The sequence below is a fragment of the Zhenhengia yiwuensis genome (genome assembly GCF_014384995.1).
Lineage (GTDB): Bacteria > Bacillota > Clostridia > Lachnospirales > Cellulosilyticaceae > Zhenhengia > Zhenhengia yiwuensis.
In genome coordinates, this window is the sequence record NZ_JACRSY010000001.1 from 1 (window position 1) to 17,436 (window position 17,436).

Below are 17,436 nucleotides of genomic sequence, written 5' to 3' on the forward strand. Positions count from 1 at the left end.
TAGAGGCTGCTTGAAAAAAATATGCAGTTGGCGAACTATTCAATATGCCTTAAGGCATTGCTAGTAACATGCCCTTATAGGGCTAGAGCAAACCACCCGTTAGACGGGTGGTTATGATTATGGAATACATCCTTAATTGTAGGTTATTTTTACAGAATAAATTATAATAGGTAGAAAGAGCTTGTAACTTTTTACTTTTTAAGAAACGGGAAAAAATTTATGGTGAAAAGAAGGAAGTTGACAAATAAGAAAAATAAGATAAAATATATAGCATGCTATATATTTGGAGGATAAAAAAGTGAAATGTACAGATCATCATCAGCATATAGGGTTCTTAATTAAATGCATTGATAAGACTATTGTTAATGAAATTAATAAGGAGTTAGAAAAATATGATATAACAGCAGTACAACAGGAAATTCTCGTTTATTTATATTTTTCAAAAAATCAAGGACCTGTGTATCAAAAAGATATTGAACACTATCTAAGGTTGTCCAATCCAACTGTGGCAGGCATTGTAAAACGTCTAGAAAGCAAGAAGATGATAAATCGTTTTCCGGCAAAAGAAGATGGTCGTTTTAAATGTCTAGTACTTACAGAAAAAGGTGAAGAAGTTGTACTTGAAACTTTAAGTATTGGTCCTAATAAGATAGAAGGCTATTTAACAAAAGGATTAAACCAGGAAGAGCGTAAGGAACTGGTGACACTGTTAAATAAAGTGCTTAAGAGCATAAAATAGATAATTATCAGTAAATAGATAGCTTGCTATATAGTTGTTATACCGGTATATAGACAGAATTAAAACAACAAGAGGGGTGACTAGAATGATTAAAAAACTTATGCCGTATATGAGTAAATATAAAAAGGCACTAGGCCTAGCTGTCATGTTTGCAGCATTAGAAGCGGTATTTGAGTTGTTGATTCCATTAGTAATGGCTCGTATTGTAGACGTTGGAATTAGTACAGGAGATATGAGCTATACAGTAATGATGGGTATACTTATGGTTGTAATGGCACTTATTTCATTAAGCTTTGGATTAGCACTTTCTAAGTATGCAGCTATTGCGGGGCAAGGATTAGGAGCGGAGCTTCGTGAAGCTGAATATAGAAAAATACAGACTTATTCCTTTAAAAATATTGAGAAGTTTAGTACAGCTTCTTTAATTACACGTTTAACAACAGATGTTACAGCAGTACAAAATGCTGTAACAATGGGAATTAAATTATTAGTTCGTGCACCAATGATGCTTATTTGTGCATGTATTTTAGCAACGCTCATTAGTCCTAAATTAGCATTAATTTTCCTTGTTTCAATGCCAGCATTAATTTGTGCTATAGGTTTTATTATTATGAAAGTAAGACCTAAGTTTGAAATGATGCAAAAACGTATTGACCAAATGAATACGACTGTTCAAGAAAACTTAGTAGGTATTCGTGTGGTTAAGGCATTTGTTAGAGCAAAGAAAGAAAAAGAAAAGTTTAAAAAGAGTAATGACGAATTAAGAATGGCATCAGAGGGTGCATTTAGCATTGTTGTATTTAGTATGCCAGTAATGCAACTTGTAATGTTTGCAAGTATTATTGTTATTTTATGGAATGGTGGGCATTTCGTCTATAATGGAGAGCTTACTATTGGGAATCTTACAAGTTTTGTTGTGTACTCTAATCAAATTTTAATTTCTTTAATGATGTTAGCTATGGCACTTATGATGATTTCACGTTCAATTGCATCAATAGCACGTATTATTGAGGTATTAGAAGAAGAAGTAGATATTAAGAACCCAGAAGTATCTCCTATTTTGGAAGTTAAAGATGGTGAGATTGAATTTAGGAATGTAAGCTTTAAGTATGAAGAAGATGGTGACCAAAATAATTTAGAAAATATAAATCTTAAGATTAAGGCAGGTCAAACAATAGGAATAATAGGTGGAACAGGATCAGGAAAAACAAGTCTTGTACAGCTTATTCCAAGATTATATGACGTAACCCAAGGAGAAGTATTAGTAGGTGGCGTTAATGTAAAAGATTATGAATTAGAAACACTTCGTAATGCTGTAGCTATGGTACTTCAAAAAAATACTCTATTTTCTGGTAGTATTAGAGAGAACCTTAAATGGGGGAATGAAAATGCTACAGACGAGCAAATAGATAAGGTATGTGAAGCTTCTTGTGCCAATGAGTTTATTAGCAGGCTACCAGGAGGCCTTGAGATGGACCTTGGCCAAGGTGGAGTCAATGTATCTGGCGGGCAAAAGCAAAGATTATGTATTGCAAGGGCACTTTTAAAAGAGCCTAAAGTACTTATATTAGATGATAGTACAAGTGCTGTGGATACTGCAACAGATGCTAAAATTAGGGCAGCATTTGGTAAGAATCTAAATGGAACAACTAAGATTATTATTGCACAAAGAGTTAATTCAATTTGTGAAGCAGATCAAATTATTGTATTAGATGATGGGAAGATTTGTGCAGTAGGTACCCATGATGAATTGATGATTCATAGTGAGATCTACCGCGATGTATACAATTCTCAACAGGAAGGAGCTGGTTTTAGTGAGTAAGGAACAGCAAATAAAGAAAACTAACAAGATGAAACAAACCCTTGGTAAACTAGCTGGCTACCTAGGTAAATATAAATTAATACTTGTGCTTGTAGCATGTTTTATTGTAGTCAGCTCATTTTCTATGGTAGCTGGTACTTATTTCTTAAAGATTATTATTAATGACTATATCTTGCTTGGAGATTTTGCAGGACTTCTTAAAATGCTAGTGATACTCGGAAGTATCTACCTTGCAGGAGCAGCAAGTGCTTATATTTATTCACGTCTTATGGTACGTGTTGCACAAAGTACAATTCAAGATATTCGTACAGATTTATTTAATAAGATGCAACAACTTTCTATTGCATACTTTGATAGACATACACATGGTGACCTTATGAGTCTTTATACGAATGATATTGACAATATTAGTGAGGCACTTAATAACAGTTTGACTAATATTATTTCTTCACTTTTAACTTTTATAGGAATTATCATCATGATGGTTGTTTTAAGTCCAGTATTAAGTCTTGTGACATTTGTAATGCTTGCTTTGATGTTTGGCATTATCAAAATGTTTGGTAAGAAGAGTAAATATTACTTTGGTATGCAACAACAAAAAATGGCAGATGTAAATGGTTATATTGAAGAAATGATTGAAGGGCAAAAAGTTGTTAAAGTATTTTGCCATGAAGATCAAGCATTAGAAGACTTTAAAGGATATAATGAAGCATTAAGAGAGGCTTCAACAGGTGCACAAACTTATGCAGGGATGATGATGCCTGCACTTGGAAATTTAACACACATTAGTTATGCTATTACTTGTTGTATCGGTGGACTTATGACAATTGCAGGTGCTTTTGATGTAGGGTCACTTGTTTCATACTTACAATATGTACGTCAAGTATCTCAACCTATTGCACAAGTATCGCAACAGGTTAATATGATTTTGGCTGCATTAGCAGGGGCAGAACGTATTTTTAATGTACTTGAAGAAGAACCAGAAGTAGATCAAGGTACAGTAACACTTTGTAAAGCTGAAGTAGATAGTAAGGATTGTTCTAAATTGACAGAAACGGATCAGTATACAGGTCACTGGGCATGGAAAATGAATGATGCACAAGGTACTTTAAAAGAACTTCGCGGGGATGTACAGTTTAAAAATGTAGTCTTTGGATATAATGAGAAGAAGACTATCTTAAAAGGTATTTCCCTTTATGCAAAACCTGGCCAAAAAATTGCCTTTGTTGGTTCAACAGGAGCAGGTAAAACAACAATTACCAACCTTATTAATCGTTTCTATGAAATTAACTCAGGAACGATTACTTATGATGGAATTGATATTAAAGATATTAAAAAAGATGACCTTAGAAAATCAATAGGTATTGTCCTTCAAGATACCCATCTTTTCACAGGAACAATTACAGAAAATATCCGTTATGGTAATCTACATGCTACAGATGAAGAGGTTATAGCAGCAGCAAAACTTGCCAATGCTCATAGCTTTATTAAGCATTTACCACATGGATACGATACTGTTCTAACAGGAGATGGGGAAGGTCTTTCACAAGGACAAAGACAGCTTCTTGCTATTGCTAGAGCAGCGGTTGCCAACCCACCTGTATTAATTATGGATGAGGCAACAAGTTCTATTGATACAAGGACAGAGAAGCTTATTGCAGCAGGTATGGACAAGTTAATGGAAGGCAGAACAGTATTTGTTATTGCACATAGACTTTCAACTATTCGCAATGCCGATGCAATTATGGTACTTGAACAAGGTGAAATTATTGAAAGAGGAAACCATGAGTCTTTATTAGAACAAAAAGGACGTTATTATCAACTTTATACAGGTAAAGCTCAATTACACTAAAAATAGAAGCTGTCGTAACACTCAATTAAAGAGTTGTTTGCGACAGCTTTTTGCACATAAGTATTTAATTTTTTCAAATAAGCATTTAAATTCATGTAAAATTATTTATAATAGGTTATAGGATTGCAATTTATTTTAATTATGAAACTTCTAAGGAGAATAAGTATGCGTAAAAAACCCAATATTATATTTATATTAACAGATGATCAAGGGGCATGGGCTATGAACTGTGCAGGTAATGCAGATATTAAAACACCAAATCTTAATTATTTAGCAGAGAGTGGTATAAGATTTGATAATTTCTTCTGTGCATCTCCTGTATGCTCACCAGCAAGAGCTTCTATTTTAACAGGATGTATTCCTTCACAGCATGGTGTGCATGACTGGATTCGCTCCGGAAGCTTAGATAAGGAAAAATTAGGGGAGAAGAAAAATGATCCTTACTATAGCAATGAAGATAGACCTATTCAATATTTAGAGGGCTTAAGAACTTATACAGATATTTTAAGTGAAAATGGCTATACTTGTGCACTAGCTGGAAAGTGGCATCTTGGAGATAGTATGACACCACAGCATGGATATTCCAAGTGGTTTACCATAGGCCGAGGAGGTTGTTATTACTATAAAGCAGATGTTATTGAGAATGGTGAAATCTATTATGAAAATCGTTATATTACAGATGTCATTACAAATAAAGCTATTGAGTATATTGAAGAGCTTAGTAGTAAAGAAGAGCCTTATTACATAAATGTCAATTATACAGCACCTCATGACCCTTGGGATGAAAATCAGCACCCGAAGGAATTTGTAGACCTTTACAGAGACTGTGAATTTAATGCAACACCAAATGAACCTATCCATCCAAATCAAATTCATAGCGCACCAATTGGCATAGGAGAAGAAAGAAAGAGACTCTTAAGAGGTTACTATGCTGCAGTAAGTGCTATGGATGCAGGTGTAGGACGAATTTTAGACAAGCTTAGAGAAAAAGGTGAACTTGAAAATACCATGATTATATTTAGTGCTGATAATGGTATGAATATGGGACATCATGGTATTTGGGGAAAAGGCAATGGAACTTTCCCGATGAATTTATATGACACAGCTGTTAAAGTACCTTTTATTATAAGTTATCCGAAGGCATTTGAAGGTGGCAAGATAAGTTTTGATATGGCAAGTCACTATGATATTATTCATACATTAGTAGATTGGCTGGAAATTGATGAAGAGCTGAGTGACCGCTTACCAGGTAGAAGCTTTAAACACAGTCTTCTAGGAGAAGAGGCCGAGGATCAAAGCATTATCATTTTAGATGAATATGGTCCGAACCGTATGATTCGTACAAAAGAGTGGAAATATATACATCGCTATCCTTATGGACCACACGAACTTTATCATCTAAGTGAAGATCCAGGAGAAAAGAATAATTTAATTGGCCAGTTAGAGTACAAGGAAATAGAAGAAAAACTTCGTAGTGAACTGGCGAACTGGTTTACTAAATATGCAGATCCAAAGTTAGATGCAGCAAAAGAAGCTGTAACAGGTTGTGGACAGCTTAGAAAAGCTGGTGTTTATTCTGAAGGAAAGATGACATACCATCCTCTTTAGTTTTCTAAAGAGGATTTTTTTATAGACTTTAACTTTAGATGAAGGTTTAGAATAAATAAATTGAAATACAAGATAAATTTGAAATATAATAATTTAGTAACTGAATCATACTAGAAGAAAGAAGAGACAAATGTGGAAACTGATTTTTCAAAGGGAAGTGTCATAGGTAGTATATTAAAACTTGCTGTGCCTATGACATTAGCACAACTGATTAATGTACTCTACAATGTAGTAGATAGGATGTACATAGGGAGGATGCCAGAAAATGCTACTTTATCTTTAACTGGGCTAGGGTTAGCATTGCCTATTATTACAATTGTAATTGCTTTTGCCAATCTATTTGGTATGGGTGGTGCACCACTTTTTTCTATAGCAAGAGGGGCAGGGGAGGATGAAGAAGCAGAACATATTATGGGAAATGCTTTTGTACTACTCATAAGTTTTGGAATACTGCTTACTCTATTAGGCTTACTCTTTAAGAAACCCCTGCTCTTCTTGTTTGGAGCAAGTGAGTCAACCTTTCCTTATGCAAATGACTATATTACTATTTATCTTTTAGGGAGCTTATTTGTGATGATAGGACTAGGTATGAATAGTTTTATCAATGCGCAAGGATTTGGAAAAATAGGTATGCTAACTGTAGCTATTGGTGCTGTAGCTAATATTATTTTAGACCCAATTTTTATATTTGGTTTTAATATGGGGGTTCAAGGAGCAGCTTTAGCTACAGTTATTTCACAAATCCTATCAGCTATATGGATTATAAAGTTTTTAACTGGGAAGAAAGCTCTTCTAAAGCTTAAAGTAACTTGTTTTAAGCTTAAGAAGGAGCGTGTCAAAAAGATAGTAGGTCTTGGATTATCAGGATTTATTATGGCTATTACCAATGGTGCTGTTCAGATTGTTTGTAATGCTAGTCTGCAGTTTTACGGGGGAGACCTCTATGTAGGGGTTATGACTATTATTAATACAGTAAGAGAATTAGTGACCATGCCTGTTTTAGGTGTGACCAATAGTGCTCAACCCGTAATAGGTTATAACTATGGTGCAAAGGCTTATAGTAGGGTTAAAATTGCTATCAAATTTATGTCAGGAGCATGTATTTTATATACATTAGTGGCATGGGCTGTTGTACATGGTTTTCCAGCTTTCTTCATCCAAATTTTTAATCATGATGAAGCTATTATTCAGGCAGGTATACCAGCTATGAAGATTTATTTTTTCGGATTCTTTATGATGGCGCTTCAATTTGCAGGACAATCTGTATTTGTAGGACTCGGGAAGTCTAAGCAAGCTATATTCTTTTCCTTATTTAGAAAGGCCATTATTGTTATTCCACTTACACTTATTCTGCCGAGATTATTTGGATTAAATATAGAAGGTGTATTTATGGCTGAACCTATCTCTAATTTTATCGGAGGAGCGGCCTGCTTTATTACTATGTTGATGCTCATCTGGCCTGAGTTGAATCAGAATAAGACTTTGCAACAAAATATTTAGGTTGTATACCCTAAAAGGTAGAATTATAGTAAGTAACAAGGTATACTAAAGGTATAAAAGATACGAGGGAGGGACTAGGATGCAACAACTTATAGAACGTGTAAATAGTCAAGTTACTAACTTTAAAGTAGAAGATTGGTTTATTTTTAAAATGGCTATTCTTATTGTAGGAGCTATTATAGGATGTAGTTTTTCTGACACCTGTAAGAAGCTTCGCCCATTACTTATAATAGTTTGGGTGTGTGCATTTACTTATATTATACTTCGCATTTTTATATTAGAAGAAAGTCCTTTAAAATTGGAAAAGTAATACTATTATAAAACTCCTTAGATTATAATCTAAGGAGTTTTATAATTTTTATAACGGATCAATTTGATAGAAAAATTTTAATAAGAAAAAGTTAGTAGTAAAAAATATATAAACTTATAAGTAAAATTATGCTGTGTTAGATTATTATATTGTTGTAATATAATATATGAATATGTATAATAAAGCTAGAATATGAAAAGAGGGGCAGAAATGAGGCGAGAGAATGAATTATCAGCTATTTCATGATATGATCAAAAAAATTGATGGTATCTTACATGTTAAAATACAATTTGATGAAGAGACTATAAAAGAGATACATATTGTAGCGGGGAATAATAGATCAGCTAAGCAAATTGTGAGGGATATAGAATCTACTCTATTAGCAGTATTTGATTATGAGATTGATCGCAAAATTATTAGTATTGCCCAAATAGATACAGAGATTGTAAAACCTATTAAGCGAATTAAGTATGAAGGACTTTCTATAGGTAATGAAGGTAATGAACTTCAATGCCAAGTAAAATTAGAGCATGAAGGGGAAATTCATTCTTGTATAAAACAGTGTATTAAAACAACACGTAATCGATATAACATTATTGCGAGAACAACAATTGGAGCCATAGAAGAAATTACAAAAGGTAAGTATATTTTTGATGTACAAGATACTTTTGTAATAGATAGTAAAGAGATTAGTTTTGCCTGCGTTATTGTTAATATGATTGAAAAGGGCAAAGAAGATCATTTAATAGGAACAGCTTTAATTAGGGATGACATTAACGAAGCAATGGCTCGTGCAACCCTAGATGTAGTAAATCGGAAACTTACCGATTATTAATTTGGTATAGAGGCCAATTATAGAAAATGCAATAACCCTTTAGCGGAGAGGAAACATGACGGATGATTAGCGGAGGTCTGTTAATCTACATAAAGGGGGAAACACTGATGAAAATTGCTAAATATATGCCAATCGTATTCGCTTTAGTTGCACTCGCAATCGCTGGCGGATCACAATTAAGCTGGGTATTCTAATCATTAAAAAATTATAGTATCTATAGTTGGCTTTTATATATAGAGGGAGAGTGAAAATGAGAGATTTACCTGTTAAACAGAAGATGTTTTTTGGAAGCGTATATATATGTACATTAATTGCATTAGGGTATAATCTTATTCATTGTAAAGTTACAGTTGGAGTAGAGAACTATGCTGGATTAATCTTTTTTATAGTCATAACAGGATTGACAGAAAGCGTCACGCTATATTTTAATAAAATATCTTTTAGTACAACATTTGCAGTCACTTTAGCAACTTATATATTGTTTGGCCCGTTTGAGGCATTATTGATTTCTATAGGGGGATTTTTAATAAGAGTGCTAAAAATAGATAATGATACATACAAACATCTATTTAATACTCCTTGGTATGGAACTTTATTTAATTGTAGTATGTATAGTATTAGTTTATTAATAGCACATTGCATAGTAGATTATATACTTGCAAGGTTCTCCTATACAGCATCTAAGTTAGTTATAAGTGTAATACTTTTTAGTATTATATATGCTATAATTAATAAAATGATAGTAGCAAGTATGATGAAGATCTATACAGGTCAAAGTTTAATATACTGCTTTATGAAAGATATTAAACTAGCTCTGTTAAATTATATTATTATGATTCCGTTTGGAGTTATTCTAGTTCATTTATATACACAATATAGTTACTGGGGAATTATCTTTATTTTGTTTCCAGTATTACTTGTTAAATATACTTTTACGTATTATGCAGATTCTCAGTCTCAGTTCATTCAGACTGTTGAATCTTTAATGAATGCCATAGAAGCAAGAGATAACTATACAGAAGGGCATTCACACCGTGTAGCAGAAGTGGCTGCTATTTTAGCAGAACGTATGGGATTTAATGAATGGAAGATAGAGAAGCTACGTATTGGGGCTATGTTACATGATGTAGGGAAAATAGGCATTAGTGATGCTATACTGAATAAGCCAGGGCAATTGACAGAAGAAGAATTTACAATTATTAAGAGTCATCCAATTATAGGTGAAGGGATTATTAAAGGAATTAAAAATTTTGATGATATTAAAATGATTGTGAGACATCACCATGAGCGCTTTGATGGAAAAGGGTATCCTGATGGTAAAAAAGGTGATGAATTACCATTAGAGGTATATATTATTCAAATAGCTGATGCTATAGATGCTATGGCAAGTGATAGGCCTTATAGAAAAGGATTACCTAAAGACGTTATTATAAAAATAATAGAAGAAAATATGGGTTCACAGTTTCATCCAAATGTAGCAAGGGCTTACTTAGAAATCGCACAAGACAGTACAAAATTAGATCAAATATGGGAGTAAACAATGTTTGGTATATCACTTATTGTTGCAATTATACTAGGGTATTTATTAAAAGGTAGATTGAGTCATCTAATAAATTTACAGATAAGAGGTATTTGGCTTATTCTGATAGGTTTCTTGTTAGAAAGAGGGCTAAATCTTTTATTAAAGATAGGTTGGATGGAGCTAGGAATTCTTACTTACCTATTAGATTTATTGATGTACATACTGATACTTATATTTATTTGGAGAAATAGTAGATTAAAACCTTTATGTGCTATGGGAATAGGCTTTGTAATGAATGCAATACCTATTTTTGCAAATGGAGGAGCTATGCCAGTGAGTCCTAAAGCCATGGACTATATGGGGATTTCTACTGATGCATCACTTACAGGTCTCTATAGTATTATGAGAGAAGAAACACATTTTAAAATTTTATCAGATATCATACCTATCTTTTTAGGCAAAGTAGGCTTTGTCATTAGTATAGGTGATATTGTACTTTGTATAGGGATGATTTGGTTAGTTATAAAAGGTATGAGAACTAAGCAATAAAAAAGAAGCGATTATCTTCTATTATAGGAAGATAATCGCTTCTTTTTTATCCTAGAGTTTTCATAATGGCTTCTAAAGCAGTAGTAAGACCTAAGCTATAAACTAATAAAGAAGCAGGTTTTCCTAGTACAATAATGGTAATAAATTTTTTGTAGGTCATTTTTGTAAGACCTGCTAGCATACATAAGAAGTCATCAGGAGCAACGGGCATAAAGATGGCAAGAGCAAAGAGTTTGTCAAAATGCTTGCCTCTATCAAGCCAGCTAATATATTTGTTATAAGTTTTTTTAGACACTATAGTTTCAATAAGAGGTTTTCCATAATGGCGTGCAAGAATAAAGTTAATAAGTGAACCAAGTAAGATCCCTATGTAATTATAGATGAAACCATAAAAAGGACCAAATAGGATAATGCCAGCTACACAGCTTAGGCCACCTGGGATAATAGGAATAACACATTGAATAATTTGAATAAATATAAAAATAAGAGGTCCCCATATGCCAGCTTGACTAATCATATAAGAGAGCTGCTCAGCAGAAGAGAAGATACCGGCTTGATATCCATAAATAAGTAAAGCAATAGTAGCTAATATACCTATGATAGAGGATAAATTAATAAGTTTTTTTATAAAAGTTTGATTTATACCCATTTGAATCACCTTTAGTAGTTAGTTTGCATTTGCAAACCTTTTAATAATTCTAGAATAAGGGATAAATCTTAATATGGCCTGTAGAGAATTCTTAAAGATTCTTAAGAAATTAAGAAAGATAAACTAAGAATTGATTGTATGATGGAATTGCTCCGTAAGATGCATTCTTATAAACTGACAAAGAAGATAAATAGAGAAAGTGTGGAGAGTAAAGTTGTAAAACAAAGGTTACGAGTTAATAGCTACTTTTTTTATAAGTTTGGCTAGGAGTATAGCAAGATAGGGTTAAAGGTAGATGAAAGTAAAAGATATGTAAAGAGATTAAGTAATCTCTACTTAAAGGCTTAGTTAGCGATAGTAGAGATAACAAAATACATAACAAAGTCTAATAATGTTCTTTTTTTCATATAGATTTCCCTTTCTATTAGTGTTTTTAATCAAGTCCCCTTAGGGGAGATTTACCATTATAGCACTTTAAAAGTATAAAGCTAGTGGAAATTTGTAGTAATTTCAAAAGGTTTGTTATATAATTGAAGAGAATTTAATGTATAAAATCCTCAAACTAGCTAAAGAATAGTTGTTTGAGGATTTTATATGTTCCGGAAAGAGGTGAAACATATGGATTTAAAAAGAATACCAGAGCTTTTAAAATTAAATACAGATCGCCAGAAGTTTGTAAGTGGGCAGGCACTCTTTAAAAATGGACAAGTCTTTGGGGAGTATGCTAGAGTAGAGACTGTTACGGCTACATTCTATGCTAATGTCAAAGATGAATACCATCATCAACATTATACATGTATGGCTAATATTAATGGGCTTAAGGGCACCATTGATGCAAGCTGTGACTGTCAAAGCTATGTAAGTGTTACAAGTAATTTGGCCCTTTGCCCTCATGTAGTGGCAACAGTGCTTAAAGGTCTTGATAGTTTGAAACATCAAGCTGAAGAAGGTGTTTCGAATGAAGGTGTTATTTATAGCCCAGAGGTAACAGTAAGTATGTCACCAGGACGTAATGGCTATATGAAAATGGAATTTGATATTGAGGGAATAGAACGAAGTGAGTACCGTAAAATTTACAATGCCTATAAAGAAAAGAAAAAACTGTACCGTTTTCAAGATGGAAGCTGCTTAGACTTGGCAGATGATAAATTACAGTCTACTTTTAAGCTTATTGATTTATTAGGACTCTTCAATGACTTTGAAGATTTACGTATACCTAATGAAAAAGCTTTATACTTAGAAAGTTATATAAATGAACATATGGATTTTCTTGAAGGGCAAAGATTTGTAGCTAATGTGGTGGCTAAGCTTAAAGGAAAACAAAAAATAGAAGATACATTGCCAGAAACCTTACAAGCTACATTAAGAGATTATCAAGTAAAAGGCTTCGAATTTTTAAATAGTTTGGCAGCCTATAACTTTGGCGGCGTATTAGCAGATGAAATGGGACTTGGAAAAACGCTTCAAATCATTACCTTCTTATTAGTAAGAAAGGGACAGAAAAGCTTAGTTATTACACCAACGGCTCTTCTTTATAACTGGAAGAAGGAAATAGAAAAATTTGCACCAGCACTTAAAGTTGCTATTGTACATGGTATCAAGGAAAGAAGCCAGCTTATTAATAAATACAAAGAGTATGATGTACTCCTTACTACTTATACTACTTTTAAAAATGATGCATCCTTCTATGCAGGAAAGGTTTTTGATTATTGTGTAATTGATGAAGCGCAAACCATTAAAAATCCAGATGCAACCCTCACAAAAGTGATTAAAAGTATTAAGGCTAACGTAAAATTTGCATTAACAGGTACACCTATTGAAAATAACCTTTTAGAGCTCTGGTCTATCTTTGACTTTGTTATGCCAGATTATCTTTATACACGAGCTAAATTCCAGAAGATTTTCATGTCTGGTGAAGACCAGTATGGGGAACTGAAACAAATGATTCAGCCTTTTATGTTAAGAAGAAGTAAAAAGGAAGTTGCTAAAGAATTACCAGATAAAATTGAGCAAGTATATTATGTACCTTTAGAAAAGGAGCATGAGCGTGTTTACCGTTCCTATACGCAGCTGGCCAAAAGAAAAATGGAAGAGGATGAAAGTACAGGGTTTATGGCCTTTTCCTATTTGACTAAGCTTAGACAGCTAGCACTAGCACCAGAGTGGCTTGTGAAAAACTATGAAGGCCAAAATTCTAAGTTAGAAGTCCTGGTCAATCTTATTAAAGAGTCAAAAGGTAGGAAGATACTTGTCTTTTCACAGTTTACTAAAGTACTAGGCGGGATAGCTGATAGACTTGAACAAGAAGATATTGTTTACAGTTATTTAGATGGAAGTACGCCTGCAGCAAAACGTATGCATCTGGTTGAGGATTTTAATCAGGATGAAAGTAAACAGGTCTTTCTCATTTCTTTAAAAGCAGGTGGAACTGGGCTTAACCTTACAAGTGCAAGTATAGTTGTACACTTTGACCCATGGTGGAATCCAGCTGTAGAGAATCAGGCTACAGATAGGGCCCATCGTATCGGGCAAGAGCAAGTGGTAAATGTTGTTAAGCTTATTGCTAAAGGAACGGTAGAAGAAAGAGTGTTGCAACTGCAAGAAAGTAAAAAAGAATTAATTGATGCAATCATGACAGATGGACTAAATAATGGTAATATCTTTAAACATTTATCAAAAGAAGAGATGATAGAGCTGTTTATGGAGCGCATTTAACCTAAGTAAGCTTGAAAAAGAAAACTAATAATGCTAGTATATGTCTTGTTGAAACCTAAACTTATAAGGTTAGGACTGGTTCGGGAACTCCCAGTATAAAAAACTAAGGGCATGTATAGTGACAGTATATAGTCGTATCCTTAGATACGACTTTTTTAGGTTGAAAAGTCGTATAGTTCTCCTTAAAACCACTATTAAGGAGGAAAGAGATATGGAAAAAAGAAAAGTAATTATTGACTGTGACCCAGGTATAGATGATGCACTTGCCATTATGCTTGCGGTCCATTCACCAGAACTAGAGGTATTAGGTCTTACTGTATGTAGTGGGAATGTACCAGCATATATGGGAGCTAAAAATGCACTCATTGTTCTTAAAAAGTGTGAAGCATTACATATTCCTGTATATGTTGGAGAGACAGATCCACTTGAAAGAGAACTTGTAACGGCGCAAGATACCCATGGCGAGGATGGTCTTGGTGAGAATTTTTATGAAGAGGTAGAAGGTATAAGCTACAGGGATGGCGCTGTAGATTTTATTCTAGACACTTTAAGAACTCATGAAAAAGTTTCTATTATTGCATTGGGGCCACTTACCAATTTAGCAAAAGCCTTAATGAAGGATAAAGAAGTTTTTACGTATTTAGATGAATGTATTTCTATGGGAGGAGCCTTTAGGATACATGGTAACTGCTCACCAGTAGCAGAATTTAACTATTGGGTAGACCCTCATGCAGCGCAGTATGTTTATGAGATGTTAGGTCATAAAATACATATGGTAGGGCTAGATGTTACAAGAAAAATTGTACTCACACCTAACATTATACAATTTATTAACAGGTTAGATCAAAATAAGGCTAAGTTTATAACAGAAATAACACGTTTTTATATAGATTTTCATTGGATGCAGGAAGGCATTATTGGATGTGTGATTAATGACCCGCTTGCTGTAGCCTATTTTATAGATAGAAGCTTATGCGATGGATTTGATTCCTATGTACAGGTAGCTACTGATGGCATTGCTATAGGCCAAACATTGGTAGATGTAGCAAGTTTTTATAGGAAAGAACGCAATGCCAAAATTCTTATTTCGGTAGATGAAAAACGCTTTATGGATTTCTTCTTAAAACGCATCTTTAGAGGTTATGAAGAAGTCATTGAGCATACGGAGGGGGTATACTAGAATGGATAGATATAGTGAAGTCACTAATAAAAATATAAGAGAGATTGTACTTTTAAAGGGGTCTCCTTGTGTGTGGGGAAAATGTAGCTTCTGTGACTATATATTAGATAATGGTACTCATGAAGAGGAAATGAACGCACTAAACTTTGAAGTATTAGGGCAGATTACAGGTAAATATAAAGTACTTGAAGTTATTAATTCAGGAAGCTGTTTTGAACTGCCACAGGCTACATTAGAAAGAATTAAAGCTATTATTAAGGAAAAGGGCATTGAAAAGCTTTTCTTAGAGAGTCATTGGGCGTATAGAAACAGAATTCAAGAAATGAGAGATTTCTTTGGTATTCCTATTACTTTTAAAATTGGTGTAGAGACTTTTGATGAGGATTTTAGAAATGGGTATCTTAATAAAAGTGCTCATTTTAAATCTATAGATGAGCTGAAAAAGTATTTTGATTCACCGTGTATGATGGTGGGTATCAAAGGGCAAACAAAAGCAATGATAGATAGGGATATGGAGCTTGTTCTTAAGCATTTTGACCATGCTACCATTAATGTTTTTATAGATAATACAACGACAGTGAAAAGAGATGAAGAGCTTGTACAGTGGTTTATACAAAAATATAAGTTTTTAGATGAAAATCCTAAAATAGAAGTCCTCTATAATAATACAGATTTTGGAGTAGGTGACTAGATTTTAAAGAATTGCCTAATTCTTAATTAAAAATCAGTTGTAATATAAGTACGTATAGTGATTAATACTTTTAAAATAATGTAACGATGATACTAGTAAAGGAAGCTGAAGAAGTACTGACAGCTTTAAATCCAGAAGCTTAATAGAAATGAAAAGAGCGTATTGCATTCATGGCAATACGCTCTTTTTTAGTCTAAATCTACCATAGGACGGTTATAAACAGTTTCATCAAATTCATTTTCCTGTTTAGCAATAAGGAGTGTACAGACGTGATCGCCTGCAACATTAATACCCGTACGAATCATATCTAGAATTCTATCAATACCCATAATAAGGGCAATACCTTCAATTGGTAGGTTAATGGCACTAAGTACCATTGTAAGCATAACAAGTCCAACACCTGGAACACCTGCTGTACCGATTGAAGCAAGTACTGCAGTTAAGATAACCATCATATACTCTCCAAGACCAAGCTGAATACCATAGATTTGAGCAATAAATACAACGGCTACCCCTTGCATAATAGCAGTACCATCCATATTGATTGTAGCACCTAAAGGAAGAGTAAAGGAACTAACTTTTTTAGATACACCAAATTGTTTGTCTGAGCTCTCAAGGCCAAGTGGAAGTGCTGCACTTGAAGAAGCAGTTGAGAAGCAGAAGTTGAATATTGGTGTAAATTTCTTGACAAATATTTTAGGGCTAAGTTTTCCAATGAATAATAGCATACTTAAATAGACAATAAAGAACTGGATAGCAAGTGCTACTAGTATACTTAATGCATATTTAAAGAGTGGAAGCATAGCAGAGAAGCCAAAAGTTGCAAATGTATTGGCTACAAGTGCAAATACCCCAAATGGAGCAAATTGCATAATGAGTGTAACCAGTTTAAGAAAGACTTCGTTAAGGCCATCAAATAGTACAAGTACAGGTTGTGCTTTTTCACCTACTAAAGTAATGCTAAGTCCCATTAATACAGCAAAGAATAAAACACCAAGTACATTATTTGTACTGAAGGCTTCAAAAATATTTGTAGGGATAATTTGAAGTAAGGTATCAATAAAGCTTATAGAAGCAACTTCACTTACCCCTTCACCAGATGTAATCATACTGAGGTCAATGCCTATACCTGGTTTAATGACATTGGCAACAGTAAGTGCTACTACAATAGCTATAGCAGTTGTAGTTATATAATAAAGGAAAGTTTTGCTACCAATACGTCCAATTTTTTTTATATCATCTAAAGAAGCTGTTGCATATACAATAGAAACGAAGATGAGTGGTACAACAAGTAGTTTAATAGCATTTAAGAATCCTGTACCAATAAGTTTCAGTATACCATCAAGCATAAGGGTATGTTTAATGAAATCAGATTCTAAATGAGAAAGAAGAACTCCAAATAAGGCACCTAATATAAGTGAAAGGAGTATTTTCGTAGTTAGTGTCATTTTTTTCATTATGTAA

Annotated in this window: 14 protein-coding genes and 1 riboswitch; of the genes, 12 read left to right on the forward strand and 2 right to left on the reverse strand. The window is 33.5% G+C overall.

Annotated features, from left to right (window positions below; translation table 11 throughout):
- Nucleotides 1-298: 298 nt before the first annotated feature.
- The 9 genes from H8718_RS00005 to H8718_RS00045 all read left to right on the forward strand — a co-directional run bounded on the left by H8718_RS00005 (nucleotide 299) and on the right by H8718_RS00045 (nucleotide 10,737).
- The gene (locus H8718_RS00005; protein ID WP_177671326.1) at nucleotides 299-739 is read left to right on the forward strand and encodes a MarR family winged helix-turn-helix transcriptional regulator; all 441 of its coding nucleotides are present in this window, start codon (nucleotides 299-301) and stop codon (nucleotides 737-739) included.
- Between the two features lie 85 nt (nucleotides 740-824).
- The gene (locus tag H8718_RS00010; RefSeq protein WP_249331068.1) at nucleotides 825-2,561 is read left to right on the forward strand and encodes an ABC transporter ATP-binding protein; all 1,737 of its coding nucleotides are present in this window, start codon (nucleotides 825-827) and stop codon (nucleotides 2,559-2,561) included.
- Nucleotides 2,554-4,413 carry an ABC transporter ATP-binding protein gene (locus tag H8718_RS00015; protein ID WP_330597554.1) on the forward strand — a complete coding sequence of 620 codons (1,860 nt, stop codon included), beginning with the start codon at nucleotides 2,554-2,556 and terminating at the stop codon, nucleotides 4,411-4,413. Before H8718_RS00010 ends, H8718_RS00015 begins: the two co-directional genes overlap by 8 nt.
- 165 nt (nucleotides 4,414-4,578) lie before the next feature.
- Entirely contained in the window at nucleotides 4,579-6,021 is a 1,443-nt protein-coding gene (locus H8718_RS00020) for a sulfatase-like hydrolase/transferase (RefSeq protein ID WP_177671323.1), read from the forward strand.
- Between the two features lie 192 nt (nucleotides 6,022-6,213).
- Complete coding sequence (locus H8718_RS00025; protein ID WP_249331196.1) at nucleotides 6,214-7,521, forward strand: MATE family efflux transporter; 1,308 nt, start codon at nucleotides 6,214-6,216, stop codon at nucleotides 7,519-7,521.
- Nucleotides 7,522-7,600: 79 nt separating this feature from the next.
- Nucleotides 7,601-7,831 carry a hypothetical protein gene (locus H8718_RS00030; protein ID WP_249331069.1) on the forward strand — a complete coding sequence of 77 codons (231 nt, stop codon included), beginning with the start codon at nucleotides 7,601-7,603 and terminating at the stop codon, nucleotides 7,829-7,831.
- Nucleotides 7,832-8,054: 223 nt separating this feature from the next.
- Complete coding sequence (locus tag H8718_RS00035; protein ID WP_249331070.1) at nucleotides 8,055-8,666, forward strand: hypothetical protein; 612 nt, start codon at nucleotides 8,055-8,057, stop codon at nucleotides 8,664-8,666.
- A 250-nt stretch (nucleotides 8,667-8,916) separates the two neighbouring features.
- The gene (locus H8718_RS00040; RefSeq protein ID WP_249331071.1) at nucleotides 8,917-10,203 is read left to right on the forward strand and encodes an HD-GYP domain-containing protein; all 1,287 of its coding nucleotides are present in this window, start codon (nucleotides 8,917-8,919) and stop codon (nucleotides 10,201-10,203) included.
- A gap of 3 nt (nucleotides 10,204-10,206) precedes the next feature.
- On the forward strand, nucleotides 10,207-10,737 hold the full coding sequence (locus H8718_RS00045) for a DUF5317 domain-containing protein (RefSeq protein WP_177671318.1): 531 nt from the start codon (nucleotides 10,207-10,209) through the stop codon (nucleotides 10,735-10,737).
- 46 nt (nucleotides 10,738-10,783) lie between these two features.
- Here the strand turns inward: H8718_RS00045 and H8718_RS00050 are convergent, their stop codons facing one another.
- A complete protein-coding gene (locus H8718_RS00050) occupies nucleotides 10,784-11,386 on the reverse strand; it encodes a TVP38/TMEM64 family protein (RefSeq protein WP_283246115.1) in 603 nt (200 codons plus the stop codon).
- 618 nt (nucleotides 11,387-12,004) lie between these two features.
- Between H8718_RS00050 and H8718_RS00055 the strand changes: the two genes are divergently transcribed.
- The 3 genes from H8718_RS00055 (at nucleotide 12,005) to H8718_RS00065 (ending at nucleotide 15,972) form a co-directional block, all read left to right on the forward strand.
- Nucleotides 12,005-14,101: a DEAD/DEAH box helicase gene (locus tag H8718_RS00055; protein WP_249331072.1), complete on the forward strand. Its 2,097-nt coding sequence runs from the start codon at nucleotides 12,005-12,007 to the stop codon at nucleotides 14,099-14,101.
- A 69-nt stretch (nucleotides 14,102-14,170) separates the two neighbouring features.
- Nucleotides 14,171-14,214, forward strand: a riboswitch (PreQ1 riboswitch).
- A 98-nt stretch (nucleotides 14,215-14,312) separates the two neighbouring features.
- Nucleotides 14,313-15,281, forward strand: coding sequence for a nucleoside hydrolase (locus H8718_RS00060; RefSeq protein ID WP_249331073.1), 969 nt, complete (start codon nucleotides 14,313-14,315; stop codon nucleotides 15,279-15,281).
- A gap of 1 nt (nucleotide 15,282) precedes the next feature.
- Nucleotides 15,283-15,972, forward strand: coding sequence for a radical SAM protein (locus H8718_RS00065; protein WP_177671315.1), 690 nt, complete (start codon nucleotides 15,283-15,285; stop codon nucleotides 15,970-15,972).
- 188 nt (nucleotides 15,973-16,160) lie between these two features.
- On the opposite strand, the gene H8718_RS00070 is transcribed toward H8718_RS00065, so the two are convergent.
- A complete protein-coding gene (locus H8718_RS00070) occupies nucleotides 16,161-17,429 on the reverse strand; it encodes a dicarboxylate/amino acid:cation symporter (RefSeq protein ID WP_249331074.1) in 1,269 nt (422 codons plus the stop codon).
- Nucleotides 17,430-17,436 lie beyond the last annotated feature (7 nt).